Origin of the sequence: Streptomyces sp. NPDC007896 (assembly GCF_042959425.1) — a bacterium.
Classification (GTDB): Bacteria; Actinomycetota; Actinomycetes; order Streptomycetales; family Streptomycetaceae; genus Streptomyces.
Genome location: NZ_JBIBKX010000003.1, coordinates 14,856 through 28,176, shown reverse-complemented (window position 1 = coordinate 28,176; position 13,321 = coordinate 14,856). Strand labels below are relative to the sequence as shown.

Annotated in this window: 12 protein-coding genes; 5 read left to right on the top strand and 7 right to left on the bottom strand. The window is 70.9% G+C overall.

Annotation, left to right across the window (positions count from 1 at the left end; all coding sequences use genetic code 11):
* Positions 1-39 precede the first annotated feature (39 nt).
* Positions 40-1,371 (bottom strand): aminotransferase class I/II-fold pyridoxal phosphate-dependent enzyme, encoded by a 1,332-nt coding sequence (locus tag ACFZDJ_RS11290; protein WP_390937081.1) that lies wholly within the window; start codon positions 1,369-1,371, stop codon positions 40-42.
* Positions 1,372-1,406: 35 nt separating this feature from the next.
* On the opposite strand from ACFZDJ_RS11290, the gene ACFZDJ_RS11285 reads away from it, so the two are divergent.
* The gene (locus tag ACFZDJ_RS11285; RefSeq protein WP_225900241.1) at positions 1,407-2,096 is read left to right on the top strand and encodes a pyridoxamine 5'-phosphate oxidase family protein; all 690 of its coding nucleotides are present in this window, start codon (positions 1,407-1,409) and stop codon (positions 2,094-2,096) included.
* 73 nt (positions 2,097-2,169) lie between these two features.
* Here the strand turns inward: ACFZDJ_RS11285 and ACFZDJ_RS11280 are convergent, their stop codons facing one another.
* From ACFZDJ_RS11280 to ACFZDJ_RS11270, 3 genes are all read right to left on the bottom strand, one after another.
* On the bottom strand, positions 2,170-3,150 hold the full coding sequence (locus ACFZDJ_RS11280; protein ID WP_391057928.1) for an EamA family transporter: 981 nt from the start codon (positions 3,148-3,150) through the stop codon (positions 2,170-2,172).
* A 228-nt stretch (positions 3,151-3,378) separates the two neighbouring features.
* Entirely contained in the window at positions 3,379-4,389 is a 1,011-nt protein-coding gene (locus tag ACFZDJ_RS11275; protein WP_391057925.1) for an EamA family transporter, read from the bottom strand.
* A 46-nt stretch (positions 4,390-4,435) separates the two neighbouring features.
* Entirely contained in the window at positions 4,436-5,065 is a 630-nt protein-coding gene (locus ACFZDJ_RS11270) for a Clp protease N-terminal domain-containing protein (protein ID WP_391057923.1), read from the bottom strand.
* A gap of 322 nt (positions 5,066-5,387) precedes the next feature.
* Between ACFZDJ_RS11270 and ACFZDJ_RS11265 the strand changes: the two genes are divergently transcribed.
* A complete protein-coding gene (locus ACFZDJ_RS11265; protein WP_384907933.1) occupies positions 5,388-5,816 on the top strand; it encodes an SRPBCC family protein in 429 nt (142 codons plus the stop codon).
* Between the two features lie 101 nt (positions 5,817-5,917).
* On the opposite strand, the gene ACFZDJ_RS11260 is transcribed toward ACFZDJ_RS11265, so the two are convergent.
* Positions 5,918-6,571, bottom strand: coding sequence for a helix-turn-helix transcriptional regulator (locus ACFZDJ_RS11260; RefSeq protein WP_391057920.1), 654 nt, complete (start codon positions 6,569-6,571; stop codon positions 5,918-5,920).
* 175 nt (positions 6,572-6,746) lie between these two features.
* Between ACFZDJ_RS11260 and ACFZDJ_RS11255 the strand changes: the two genes are divergently transcribed.
* Positions 6,747-7,562, top strand: coding sequence for a PhzF family phenazine biosynthesis isomerase (locus ACFZDJ_RS11255; protein WP_391057917.1), 816 nt, complete (start codon positions 6,747-6,749; stop codon positions 7,560-7,562).
* A 140-nt stretch (positions 7,563-7,702) separates the two neighbouring features.
* On the opposite strand, the gene ACFZDJ_RS11250 is transcribed toward ACFZDJ_RS11255, so the two are convergent.
* Positions 7,703-8,503 (bottom strand): CPBP family intramembrane glutamic endopeptidase, encoded by an 801-nt coding sequence (locus tag ACFZDJ_RS11250; RefSeq protein ID WP_385374177.1) that lies wholly within the window; start codon positions 8,501-8,503, stop codon positions 7,703-7,705.
* Positions 8,504-8,701: 198 nt separating this feature from the next.
* On the opposite strand from ACFZDJ_RS11250, the gene ACFZDJ_RS11245 reads away from it, so the two are divergent.
* Entirely contained in the window at positions 8,702-10,471 is a 1,770-nt protein-coding gene (locus ACFZDJ_RS11245) for a substrate-binding domain-containing protein (protein WP_391057914.1), read from the top strand.
* Positions 10,472-10,657: 186 nt separating this feature from the next.
* On the opposite strand, the gene ACFZDJ_RS11240 is transcribed toward ACFZDJ_RS11245, so the two are convergent.
* Positions 10,658-12,178, bottom strand: coding sequence for a glutamate-cysteine ligase family protein (locus ACFZDJ_RS11240; RefSeq protein WP_168507108.1), 1,521 nt, complete (start codon positions 12,176-12,178; stop codon positions 10,658-10,660).
* A 537-nt stretch (positions 12,179-12,715) separates the two neighbouring features.
* On the opposite strand from ACFZDJ_RS11240, the gene ACFZDJ_RS11235 reads away from it, so the two are divergent.
* Positions 12,716-13,300 (top strand): hypothetical protein, encoded by a 585-nt coding sequence (locus ACFZDJ_RS11235; protein WP_101406377.1) that lies wholly within the window; start codon positions 12,716-12,718, stop codon positions 13,298-13,300.
* The last annotated feature ends 21 nt before the right edge of the window (positions 13,301-13,321 follow it).

Here is a 13,321-nt window from a genome sequence, read left to right as displayed (position 1 = left end):
GACTCACACGTAACCGCACGCAACCGCGAACGGACCGACTCACACGTACCCACGCACGGGCGCCGGTCCGACGGCGGAGGCGACGGCGTCCGCCAACGGCTCGATGTCGTCCGGCGTCAGAGTCGAGACGGTGATCCGTATCCCGGGCGGCGCGCTCATCCGGAAGCGCGCCCCGGGCGCGACCGCCCAGCCGGCGTGCAGCAACCGCGCGACCGCCCCCGTCTCGTCCGGGACGGGGATCCACACGTTCATCCCGCTGCGCCCGTACGCCTCGATGCCACGCCGCTTCAGGGCGTCGATCAGCGCGTCCCGGCGCCGCCCGTACGCCGCCGAAACGGACGTCACGTCCACCGCGCCGTTCGCCCACAGGTGCACGACCGCCCGTTGCAGCAGATGGCTCACCCAGCCGGGCCCCAGCCGCTGCCGCCCGTGCACCCGGTCCATGGTGACGGGGTCCCCGGTGAGGACGGCGAGCCGCAGGTCGGGGCCGTAGGCCTTGGCGACGGAGCGCACGAAGGCCCAGTCGCGGGTCACCCCGGCCAGGGGGTGCAGCGGCAGGTCGACGATCCGGTGCCCGTGGTCGTCCTCGACGAGCAGGACGTCCGGGTGCTCCTTCAGCACGGAACGCAGGGCACGCGCGCGGGGGGCGCCGACCGCGGCGCCGGTCGGGTTCTGCGCCCGGTCCGTGACGATCAGCGCGCGGGCACCGGCCTCCAGGGCATGGCGTACGTCGTCGGGGACCGGGCCCTCGTCGTCGACGCGCACCGGGACCGTGCGCAGCCCGAGCGCCGGGGCGAGGTCGAACACGCTGCCCCACCCGGGATCCTCGACGGCGACGGCGTCCCCGGGCTTGAGATGGGCCGCCAGCACGCGCTCGATGGCGTCGAGCGATCCGGAGGTGACGACGACGGGCCCGTCGGGCACGCCGTCGGCGTCGAGGTCGGCGCGCGCGAGCCGCTCCAGCTCCGCCTCGACCGCGGCCTCCCCGTACATCACGGGATCCCGGTCCGACCGTCCCGCCGCCGCCGCGAACGCCTCGGCGAGGGCGGGCAGCAGTGCCGGGTCGGGGTTGCCGTCGGCCACGTTCCGCACGCCCTCCGGCACCTCGACCCGGATGTAGTCGCGTCCCGTCGTGGCGGGCTTCGAGCGGATCCGGCTGCCCCGCCGCCCCGCGGTCTCGATCACCCCGCGTTCGCGCAGGGTGCGATAGGCGGCGGCGACGGTATTGGGATTCACCCCGAGCCGCTCCGCCAACTCCCGCATCGGCGGAAGCAGTTGCCCCGGCTCGAGGTCCCCGCTGCCCACCGCACGCTCGACGCTCGCGGAAATGTCTGCTGCGCGACGCCCTTCGATCCGATACTCTCCTAGCACAAAGAAGATTATGCACTAGTGCAATGGAGAGCGCAATGTCGGAGACGAGCACTCAGCCCGGGACGACGCGGCCCGCCGCCTACACCCCGACCGACCGCACCGTCCCCACCCGTTCCAAGGAGCGTGCCGCCTACGACCACGAGCTGGTCCACGCGATACTCGACGAGGGGTACGTCTGCCACCTCGGCTTCGTCCGGGACGGCGCCCCGGTCGTGCTCCCCACCCTCTACGGGCGGGTCGGCGAGCGCCTCTACGTACACGGCTCGACGGGTTCGCGCCCGCTGCGGATGACCGGTCAGGCCGACCCCGGACTGCCCGTCTGCCTGACCGTGACCCATGTCGACGGTTTGGTCCTGGCCCGCTCCGCCTTCCACCACTCGATGAACTACCGCTCCGTGGTGGTGCACGGCATCGCCCACCAGGTGACGGACCCGGACGAGAAGCGGGAGGCCCTGGACGCGCTGGTCGACCAGGTCGTCCCCGGCCGTTCGTACGACTCGCGCCCTGCCAACGCCAAGGAGCTCGCCGCCACCGCCGTGATCCGCCTCGACCTGAACGAGGTCTCCGCGAAGCTGCGCACCGGCGGCCCGAACGACGACGCGGAGGACCTCGCCCTCCCCCACTGGACCGGGGTCGTCCCCCTCACCAAGGGACACGGCACCCCGATCCCCGCCGACGACCTGGCCCCCGGCATCGAGCTCCCCGACTACCTCGCGACCCTGTGACGCCGAGGCAGCCGAGGCACCGCGCGGGATCCCCCCGGTGCCTCGGCCTCATGCCTCATACCTGCGTCATGCCTCAGACGAGCGCCCGTTCCTCCTCGGGCGCCCTCCGGGTGTCGCCCCGAATGCCCCGCGTCTCGGCCACCGCGAGCCCCGCGACGGAACCCAGCATCAACAGGGTGCCCGCGAGCGTCGTCATGGTCAGCCGTTCGCCGAGCAGGCCGACGGCCAGCACGGCCGCGCTCACCGGCTCCAGGAGCATGATCACGGAGACGGTCGCGGACCGGACCACGGCGGCGCCCGCGAAGAACAGGGCGTAGGCCAGCGCCGTGGGGACGGCGGCGATGTAGATCAGCAGGGCCAGCACGTGAGCCGGTCGGGCGGTGTGCGGGACCAGCCCCTCGGCCAGGCCCAGCGGCAGCAGGCAGACCGTGGTGACGGCGAACGTCCACACCGTCGTACCGGAGCCGTCGACGCGGCCGTCGCGTCCCCACCACCGGGTGAGCAGCGTCATCGTGGAGTATCCGGCCGCGGACACGACCGCGAGCACCACACCCCAGGGCCGCACCGTGGCGCCTCCGGCGCCCAGCGCGAGCACCCCGAGCCCGCCGAGTGCCCCGGCGACCGCGGCGCTCCCGCCGCGCCCGAGCCGCTCCCCCAGGGTCAGTCGCGCGCCGAGGGCGATGAGCACGGGCCCGGCGCCCAGGCTGACGACGGTCGCCACCGCGAGTCCGGTGGCCTCGACGGCGGCGAAGTAGGCGGTCTGGAAGACGGCGAGCCCAAGGCCCGTGACACCGATCCGCAGGGCCTTGCGGCCGAGCGGCTCCCCGGCGGTCGGCGCGACCCGTCGGCGCCACCGCCGGTGCCGCGGCAGACGCACGGCGAGCAGCAGCACGAGTCCGCCCGCGCAGCGCCAGAAGGAGAGGGCGATCGGCCCCATGTCACTGGCCCGGTAGACCAGTGACGCGGCCGCGCCCGCGGTGCCCCAGGCGGCACCGGCGACGATCAGATAGAGGAGGCCTCGCCCGAGGGGCAGGCCGGAAGCAGCATGCGACACGTGTTTGTCTCCGCGGATACGCGCGGCCGCGCACAAGGCAGCCGCGCTGAAGTTCGGGAAGGACCACGTCGCAGCCCGTGCCCAGCGGGCAGGGGCGTACGGGAAGGTCCTCGGACTTCTTCTGCGGGCAGCGCCGTGCACCCGGCATCAGGCCGGGTGGGAACTCCGGAGGGCCCGCCTCAGGCGGCCGGAGGCGGCAGAACGAGCGTCGAAGGCATGGTCAGCACCTTAGACGGCGGTCCCGTGGACCGACAACTCCCTCCCGGCGTCGCTCCCGCCGCTCGCGACCGGCCCGTCCGAGGGCTTCGCGGGCGCCGACGACTGTGCGATGAACGCGCCGACCAGCACCACAGCGCCGCCGAGGATCTGCGGCGCCGCGAGATGCTCACCGAGCAGGACCCAGGCGAGAACGGTCGCGATGACCGCCTCCAGGCAGGCCACTACGCCCGCGACCTGCGGGGAGAGCCTGCGCACGGAGAGCACTCCGGTGACGTAGGCGACGACGGTCGCGATCAGCACGATCCAGCCGAGCAGCAGGGAGGCGGCGACGGATGTGCCGTTCATGTCCGCGCTGCCCCCGAGCACCGACCAGTCCATGGTCCAGGGATGTGCGACGACCGTCAGCACGAGGGTGCCGACGAGCAGGCCGTACGCGATGACGCCGAGCGGGTCCGGTGCCTCCTCGCCCGCGTCGCTGCCCTGGTCGGACAGGACGAAGTAGCCGACCTGGCAGCAGGCGGCGCCCAGCGCGAGCAGCAGCCCGACGGCGTCGAAGCTCAGCCCGGACCACACCTGGACGACACAGGCGAGCCCGCCGACCGCGAGGACGACCCCGAGCGCCGCGGCGCGTGTCACGGGCCGGCGCTGCACAAACCGCACCCAGCCGAGCACGAGCGCCGGCGCGAGGTACTCGACGAGCAGTGCGACACCGACGGGGATACGGGAGATCGCGGCGAAGTAGCAGGCCTGGACGCCCGCCACGGCGAGCAGTCCGAACCCGACGAGCAGCGCGGGGCGCCGTCGTACGAGAGCGCGATGGCGCACGGCCAGGGGCAGCATCACCAGGGCGGCGCCCGCGACCCGCAGCCACACCACGTGGAGCGGGTCGAGTCCCGCCTCGATCAGCGGCTTCGCCGCGACACCCGATCCGCCGAAGGCGACCGCCGACGCGAGCGCGAGGCCCAGCCCGACGCCCTTCCCACGGTTGTCCTGACTGCCCTGAGAGGTATGCACCGCCACATGATGACAGGCGACGACATGAGCGTCACCCCCAATGACACCTGTCTCAACGCTTGGACCGGCAGCCCTGGTCGCCACCGCCGACGTACGTCTCGAAGTCGGGGCGGAACCCGCACGCGAACTCGTCCTCGATGTCGAAGGCGTTCTCGATGCGCAGAAGCAGCGTCTGGACGTCCACACCGGCCCGCCGCAGGACCTCGACGGCCCGCGACTGCGGATCGGTGACGATCGCGGCGAGCAGATCGAGACAGCGGGCCCGCTCGTCACCCCGCAGTTCGGCACGCTCGCACGCGCTCTCCATGGCACCGGCCGCCACCGGCGACCAGCCCGCTTCGGCCACGACCGGTGACCAGCCCGCGTCGGAGACGACCGGAACCGCCCCCGAGTCCTCGACGCCGCTCTGCCAGCGCAGTCCGTAGCCGATGCTGCGCTGCACGAGATAACCGAGCAGCCGGGCGACCTGCGGGGCGCCGTCGAAGACGGTGCGCACCTGGGGGTCGGCCTCAAGCAGTGAGTGCAGCAGATGGGCGGTGTCGATCTGCCGGTCGCCGTCCCGCAGCGCCCGCCTGCGCGCGCCGGAGACCACCGACGCCAGCTCGGCAGCGAGCCTGGCATCGAGTTCCGTGCGGTGGGAGCCGCTCTCGGCGGCCGGTTGCTGGGGGATACGCGGTGGCACAACCCCTACCCCATCAGTCCCGGCGACCCGGGTCATCCTCGGTGGGCAGCATCTTCACGTCCCACACAGGGTGGGCTTCCGCGGGTACGTTCTCCTCCTCACGGATGACTTCGCACCGTTTCTCCCTCAGGTTCTCCCTCAGGGCGCGCGCCGCCTTGCCTCACGCCCCGTGCGCAACCACGCCGCTTCGACGTGGGTTGACTTCAGGCCGACTTCACAATTCCTGACGGTTCATCAGTATTGAATGTTCCGAGGGCCCGGGCTACGTTCCGCGACACCGTAGCTGCGCCGGGCGCAGCGCCTGACACAAAGGGGTGGTCGCATGGCCGAAGTCAGCGCGGAAGCACGCGTCGAGGCGCCTGCCGAGAAGGTCTGGGCGCAGCTCACGGACTTCTCCTCGTACGGCGAGTGGAACTCGACCCACACCAACTTCCCCAAGGGCGGCCCCGCCTCACTCGAGGTCGGCGGCACCTTCCAGGAGAACATGAAGCTCATGGGCTTCCCGGCCGAGGTCGAGTGGACCATCGAGGAACTGGAGCCCGTCCGCACCCTGGCCATCCGCGGCAAGGGTCCGATGGCGGTGACCGTCGCCACCCGCTACACCCTGACCCCCGACGGCGACGCCACCTCGGTGCGGATCGACGGGGAGTTCACCGGCGCGGCCGTCTCGCTGATGGCGGGCAAGCTCAAGGACTCGGCGACGGCCGCCCTCAACGAATCGCTGCGCAAGCTGGCCGGACTGTTGACCTGAGTCCCGTACCTGCCCCGAGGCCCGCACCCAGCCCCCGTACATCGACAGGCGCCCCGCGGAAACACTTCCACGGGGCGCCGTCAGGTACCACAGCATGCCCGTCAGTCCTCGTCGGCGAGGATCAGGTACAGCTTCTTGCGGGCTTCGTTGATGACCGCCAGCGCCTTGTCGCGCTGGTCCTTGCTGCCGGTCTTCCAGACCTGGCCGAAGGCCTCCATGAGACCGAAGCCGGCCTGCCGGATCTCGTGCAGCGTCTCCCAGTCGACCCCGCGCCCGGCCTCTTCCCACGGCGCCTCGGGACCCGCCTCGGCCGCTGCGCGGCCTTCGTCGGTGAGCGAGAACAGCTTCTTGCCCCCCTCGGCCGCGCTGGTGATGAGGCCCTCGTCCTCCAGCAGCTGGAGGGTCGGGTAGACCGAACCCGGGCTGGGCTTCCATGCCCCGCCACTGCGCTCGGCGATCTCCTGGATCATCTCGTAGCCGTGCATGGGCCGGTCCTTGAGAAGGGCCAGGATCGACGCGCGTACGTCACCGCGCCGCGCCCTGCCGCCCGGACCGCCCCGGCCGCCGCGCCGGCCACCCCAGGGGCCCGGCCCGAAGCCGAACCCGGGGCTGCCGGGGCCACCGCCCGGACCACCCGGCCCGAAGGGCCCGAAAGCCCCACGCCGCCCTTCGAAGCGGCCGCGGTCACGCGGACCGGGCCCGCCGTGCCGGCCATGTCCACGTTCGAATCCAAATTCCTGTCCTTGGGGACGCATCGCCATCACTCCATTCACTCGTTGATCGGTCGCGATGCGTCAACGATATATCGGAATAGCTCGCCTGACAAGACCCGAGGATCCGGGCAGGTCAGGGGGCCGGACAGCCACAACCGGTCCAGATCCCCGGAATTGGCCTTGTCCCGCGGCCCGCTCGGGCCGCTAGCGTCGGGGCATGCGGATTCGAATCGTCGACGCCTTCACCGACCGTCCCTTCACGGGCAACCCGGCCGGGGTCCTCCTCCTCGACCACGACACCTTCCCCGAGGACAGCCGGCTCCAGAGCATCGCCCTGGAGGTCAACCACGCGGAGACGGCGTTCGCGCACCGCCTTCCCGAGGGCGGCGACGCCGACTGGGCGCTGCGCTGGTTCACCCCCGTCGCCGAGGTCGCGATGTGCGGGCACGCGACCCTCGCCACCGCACACGTCCTGCGCACCACGGGCGCCCACACGGGACCGGTGCGGTTCGCCACGCTCAGCGGCGTGCTCATCGCCACGCCCCACGAGGACGGTTCCCTGACGCTGGACTTCCCCACCGCTCCGCTCACCCCGGTCGAGGTCCCGGACGGCGTCGCCGAGGCCCTGGGCGCCGAGCCGCTCACGACCCTCGACACCGGCCCGAACACCGGCGACCTGCTGATCGAGGTCGCCGACGAGAAGACGGTCCGGGGACTCACCCCCGACCACAGGGCCCTCGCCCGGTACTCCGAGCGCGGCATCATCGCGACCGCCCGCGCCGAAGACCCCTCCCAGGGCTACGACTTCGTCTCGCGCTGCTTCTTCCCGAACATCGGCATCGACGAGGACCCGGTCACCGGCAGCGCCCACACCGCCCTCGCGCCCTACTGGTCCGAGCGCCTCGGCCGCCCCGGCCTCACCGGCCTGCAGGCCTCCCCGCGCTCCGGCCTCGTCCGCACCGAGCTGCGCGGCGACCGTACGCTGCTCACGGGCCACGCGGTCACGGTCATCGAGGGCGAGCTGCTCGCGTAGCGACGCGCGAAAGACGAAAGAGACGTACTAAGGCACACGAGGCGTACTAGGCGTACGAAAGAGACGCACGAAAAAGCCGTACAAAAAAAGGGGCGTACAAGACTGCCGTACGCCCCTTTCGGACCCGCTCACCCCGCTGCTCAGGCGGTCGGCAGCCAGCCCACCTTCCCCGCCAGCAGCGCGTATCCCACGAACGCCCCGATGTCGAGCAGCGAGTGCGCCACCACGAGCGGGCCGACCCGGCCCCACCGCCGGTACAGGTAGACGAAGACCACGCCCATCGCCATGTTCCCGATGAAACCGCCGATGCCCTGATAGAGGTGGTACGAGCCGCGCAGCACCGCGCTCGCCGCCAGCGCGGTCCCCGGCGTCCAGCCCAACTGCCCGAGCCGGCGCAGCAGGTACCCGACGACGATGACCTCCTCCAGTACGGCGTTCTGCACGGCCGACAGGATCAGTACCGGGTACTTCCACCACACGCCGGGCAGTGCTTCCGGCACCACGGTCAGGTTGGCGCCGAACCCCCGGGCCGCCAGATAGAAGGCGATGCCCGTGCTGCCGATCACCGCCGCGATCGCGGCCCCGCGCCCGAGGTCGGGCCAGGGCCGCGTGCGGTCGAACCCGATCACACGCAGTCCCTTGCCCTCCCTCATCAGGAAGTGCGCGACCAGTGCGACCGGGACCAGGGCCGACGCGATGCCGAACAACTGCCAGGCCAGATCCAGCCAGGGGCGACCCGGCGCGGCCGAGGCGTTGAGGGTGGCCGCCTGGTCCTTGAGGCCTCCCGGTTTGGTGACCGACCCGACAAAGCTGATCAGCGCGGACACTCCGCTCGCCCCGAGCGACAGGCCCAGGACGAGCAGTGTCTCGTCCCGGAAAATCCGTCGCGTCAGCCGCTCCTCGGGAAATGAATCGGCCACCGACCCCGCCTCCACCTGCACTCCCGCCTCCAGTTGAGTAATCCCGCCTCATCCCCATCTTCGCCCCGCTAGGGTCTCGAAAGAAGTTGCGAAGATCGTGTGCGACAGGCCGTCGGGGGGACGGACGCCGTACGGGCGTACCTCCCCTCGCCTTCTGCCTCACGGCTGTTTCTACGGCTTTCTCGCGACTCCGGCTCATTCAGGGAGGGCACCACCGTCATGGGACGTCACAGCTTGCCCGATGCGTACGGGGCGGGCGCGGCCGACCCCCGTCCACGCGCACGCCGCCGTACGGTGGCCATCGCGACGGTGCTGGTTCTCACGGTCGCCGCGGGCACGGCGGTCGCGGTCCGTGGTGGTCTGCTCTCCTTCGGCTCGTCCTGCCGGGACAACGCCGTACCCCTCAAGATCACCGCGTCCCCGGACATGGCGCCCGCCCTCAGGGCCGTCGCCGAACACGCCCGCGACCACAACATCACTTCCGACGGCCACTGCATCGCCGTCACCGTGACGGCCCGCGAGTCGTACAAGGTCGCCGACGCGCTGAGGTCGGGCGACAAGTCCGACGTCCAGGCGTGGGTGCCGGACTCCGCCCTGTGGGTGAGCCGGGTCACCGGTGAGAGCAACGCGACGCGGGTGACCGCGGCGGGCAGCGTCGCCTCCTCTCCGGTCGGCGTCGCGATGGTCCCGTCGGCCGCGAAGTCGCTGGGGTGGCCGGAGAAGACGTACACCTGGACCGAGTTGGCGGGCGCCTCGATGCAGGACGACCGGCTGAGGCTCGGTGCGGCCGACCCGGTGCACAGCGCGGCCGGCCTGCTCGCGCTGACCCAGCTCGGCACCGCCGCGGCCACCATCAAGGGAGGTGACGCCCAGGCGGCGGCCATGGCGAAGACACTCTCCCAGCGCACGTCCGACAGCGACAGCCAGGTTCTGGACACCCTCCCGCACGACTCCTCCGGCACCGAGCAGGGCAACCCGAACCGCAACCAGGCGCTGATCCTCTCCGAGCAGTCGGCGTTCGCGTACAACTCCTCGGCCGACAGAGGCGCCGGACTCGACCTCTTCTACCCCAAGGACGGGTCACCGCGGCTCGACTACCCGTTCACCCTGGTCGACGAGTCACGGCTGAACACCGACACGAGCCGTGCCGCGCTTCGGTTCATGACGCTGCTCGGCGAGTCGGACGGGCGGCGGATCCTGGAGCGGTACGGGTTCCGCACGGACGACGAGAAGGTCTCGCCCGCGCTGGTCACCAAGGCAGGCGGCCGCGCCCCGCAGCCGTTCGCCGGCGCACCGCTCGACCCCGCCCCGGCGAAAGCGGTCGACGAGGCACTCGGCACGTGGACGATCACGGTGCAGAGCGCCCGGATCACCACGGTCGTCGACGCCTCCGCGTCCATGGCGCAGCCGGTGCCGGGCACCGGCCAGTCCCGTATGGACGTCACCAGGGCGTCCCTGCTGCAGGCCCTCGCGACCTTCACCTCGCAGGACGAGATCGGGCTGTGGAAGTTCTCCACCCGCCTGGACGGCGACCGCGACTACCGAGTGCTGGTGCCCACGGAACGCCTGGGCGACCGCAAGGGCAACGGCACCCAGCGGGACAGGCTGTCGGCGGCGTTCAGCTCCCTGACTCCCGTGCCGAACGGCGCGACGGGCCTGTACGACACCACGCTCGCCGCGTACAGGGCGGCCACCTCCTCCTATGTCAAGGGGAAGTTCAACGCGCTGGTGCTGCTGACCGACGGCGTCAACCAGGACCCGGGAAGCATCTCGCGCTCCGCCCTCGTCACCCAACTGCAGAAGCTCACCGACCCGCGGCGCCCGGTGCCGCTCATCGCGATCGCCGTGGGCCCGGACGCCGACAAGGCGGAGGTCCAGGAGATCGCCAAGGCGACCGGCGGCTCCGGCCAGCAGGTCAACGACCCCACGCAGATCCACTCGGTGATCCTCAAGGCGATCGTGGCAGCGGGCAGCCAGAGCCAAGGCTGACACCCAAAAACCACCACCACAGCCCACCCTGCCCAGGGACAGAGGGACACTCCCGCGGGCCATCCCGGTCCAGGAGCCCCCACACAGGCCATCCGCCCCAGCCACACCCACTACAGACAGCGTGCGCCAGGGACACCGCCTCGGGGAGCTCATCCCCGCACCTCCACTACGACCAGCCCGCCCCGATCAGCCCAGCGGTACCGGCTCCGGCAGTCCCACCGGCCAGGTGTGCACGGGCTCACCGAGGTGCATCAACTCGCCGTAGCGCCGGGTGGTCGCGGCCAGCGCGGCATTCCTCCCGAGGCCCTTCTCCAGCGCCTGGTGGAAGGTGGCCGCCTGCCAGGTCGCCCCGTTGGCCCGCAACCGGCACCGGTCCTCGATCACCCCCAGGTAATAGTCCCGGTCGGCCGGCTCGACGCCCCACGCGTCCAGCCCCGCCGCGGCGAGCGGCAGCAGTTCGTCACGGACCAGGTGCACGGCCTCGACCTGCGCGGTGGTAGCCCCGTACCGTCCCCGCCGCGGCCACTCCAGACGCGCGTCGATGCCATGGCGGCAGGCCGCGTCGAAGTTGGCCGCCGCTGCCTCGAACGACAGCCGTGTCCACACGGGCCGCGCCTCCTCGGCGAGCGCGCGCACGACCCCGTAGTAGAACGCCGCGTTGGCGACGACATCGGTGACGGTGGGACCGGCGGGCAGCACCCGGTTCTCGACACGCAGGTGCGGGACTCCGTCGGCGACGTCGTACACGGGCCGGTTCCAGCGGTAGACCGTGCCGTTGTGCAGCACGAGTTCGGCGAGCCTGGGAATGCCTCCGGCGTCGAGGACCGCGAGCGGGTCCTCCTCGTCGCTGATGGGCAGCAGAGGCGGGAAGAAGCGCAGGTTCTCCTCGAAGAGGTCGTACGCCGAGGAGATCCACCGCTCGCCGAACCAGGTGCGCGGACGCACCCCCTGCGCCTGGAGCTCGGGCGGCCGGGTGTCGGTGGACTGCTGGAACAACGGCGGGCGCGACTCACGCCACAGCTCACGGCCGAACAGGAAGGGCGAGTTGGCACCGATCGCCACCTGCACGGCGGCAACGGCCTGCGCCGCGTTCCACACGTCCGCGAAGCGGGCCGGAGTGACCTGGAGGTGCAACTGCACGGAGGTGCAGGCGGCCTCGGGTGCGATGGACTTCGACGTACAGACGAGGCGCTCCACCCCGTCGATGTCGAGCACGAAGTCCTCGCCGCGGGCGGCCACGATCTGATCGTTGAGCAGGGTGTAGCGATCGACGTCCGACAGGTTCGAGGAGACCAGGTCGTCACGGTCGAGCGTCGGCAGAATCCCGATCATCATGATTCCCGCGTCGAGTTCGCCGGCCTTTCGATGGGCATATGCGAGTGAGGTGTGCAGCTCCTCGGCGAGCCGGTCGAATACCCGGCCGTCCAATCGATGTGGGGCTATGTTGACTTCCAGGTTGAACATGGCAAGTTCTGTTTGAAAGTCTCGGCTCGCAATCCTTTCGAGTACTTGCGCATTCATCATCCTGGGCATGCCGTCGGGCCCGGCGAGATTCAGTTCGATCTCCAGCCCCATGAGATTCTTCGGGCGATCGAACCGCTTCTCCTCCAGCAGCCGCGCCAGCCCCGTCAGACACTGCCGGAGCTTGCCTCGGTAGTGTCGGCGATCGGACAGGTCGTACGACCCTGCCACGACCTTCTCTCCCATCGAAGCATCCCTCCTCGAATGGGCAGACCGATCCTCCGGCCCCTGCCGTCCCGGAGGATGATGCCCAGGCAACACGATCGATAACGCCCTGCAGGGCCTCGCCGACCGCTACCCTGGTACCCGTTGTCCGGAGGCACATTCACGGGGCATGAACCAGGGCACAGTTTCAGCCTGACACGATCTCGTGAAAAACGCCGACGAGAATCGGCCGACCGCTCCGACAAAGCAATCCGAGGTCACCGACGGGCCCCGACGCGGAATCGGGATGAACCTCTCGTTTCATCGACCGAATATCGCCTTGCTCTTCATATTCAGGACAGCTAGATGAAACACCATCTGAACACGTGTCGTATAAACTCCGCAAACGAGGCGGAGAGTTGGCGCTCGCGGTCCTAGGTCCTGTCGTCGAGGTGACGTGCGGCAGGCGACATCCTGTCGGCAGATCCAGACCCCTCGCCCCTCCGACCCCGAGAGCTGACAGCGCCGTCCGCCCCCGCCCTCGCGCCACTGTGCCTGTCGAATGAGAGGCGACCCACCATGCCGCTGCATGTCCCCCCGGCTCCCTCGCCCGCCCTGCGCACCGTCCTCACGGCACTCGGTTCCCCCACCGCAGTCCGCGAGGCCCGCACCCCGTCCCTACGTATGGCCCAGGGACCCGTCACCCCCGAACTCCCGTTGCCCGTACACGTTCTGGACCGCATCACACCGGCCGGCGCCTCCACCACCCGGCTCGCCGGATGGCGCTTCCTGATCCGCTGCGGCGAGCGGTCGGTGGCCGCGGCCGACACCATGCTCACTCCCGACGGCTGGGCCTTCTCGCACTTCTTCGAAGGCCCCTACATCGCCTCCACCGAGCGCGCCCTGCGTCACGCCGAGAACATGGGCCAGCCGTACCAACCACGGCTGTTGTCCGTTCCCGAGCTCTACATGCTCACCCTCTGGCTGCACGGCGACTGCGCGGCGGACGGCGCCACCGGGCACCCGGCCGCCACCGATCTCCTGGTGCCGCTGGCGCCCGCGCCGCCCGGTATCGCCGCGCATCGCCCGCACCGCGTCGCCGAACTCCTCCCGGTCCTCACACACCGGCTCACCCCCGCCCCACTGCTCAGCTCGCCCGCGTAATCACCCACCCGGAGAAGCACA

Coding starts and splice junctions, on each gene's coding strand:
- ACFZDJ_RS11285 (WP_225900241.1), top strand. CDS start 1,407: ATGTCGGAGACGAGCACTCAGCCCGGGACGACGCGGCCCGCCGCCTAC.
- ACFZDJ_RS11265 (WP_384907933.1), top strand. CDS start 5,388: ATGGCCGAAGTCAGCGCGGAAGCACGCGTCGAGGCGCCTGCCGAGAAG.
- ACFZDJ_RS11260 (WP_391057920.1), bottom strand. CDS start 6,571: ATGCGTCCCCAAGGACAGGAATTTGGATTCGAACGTGGACATGGCCGG.
- ACFZDJ_RS11255 (WP_391057917.1), top strand. CDS start 6,747: ATGCGGATTCGAATCGTCGACGCCTTCACCGACCGTCCCTTCACGGGC.
- ACFZDJ_RS11245 (WP_391057914.1), top strand. CDS start 8,702: ATGGGACGTCACAGCTTGCCCGATGCGTACGGGGCGGGCGCGGCCGAC.
- ACFZDJ_RS11240 (WP_168507108.1), bottom strand. CDS start 12,178: ATGGGAGAGAAGGTCGTGGCAGGGTCGTACGACCTGTCCGATCGCCGA.
- ACFZDJ_RS11235 (WP_101406377.1), top strand. CDS start 12,716: ATGCCGCTGCATGTCCCCCCGGCTCCCTCGCCCGCCCTGCGCACCGTC.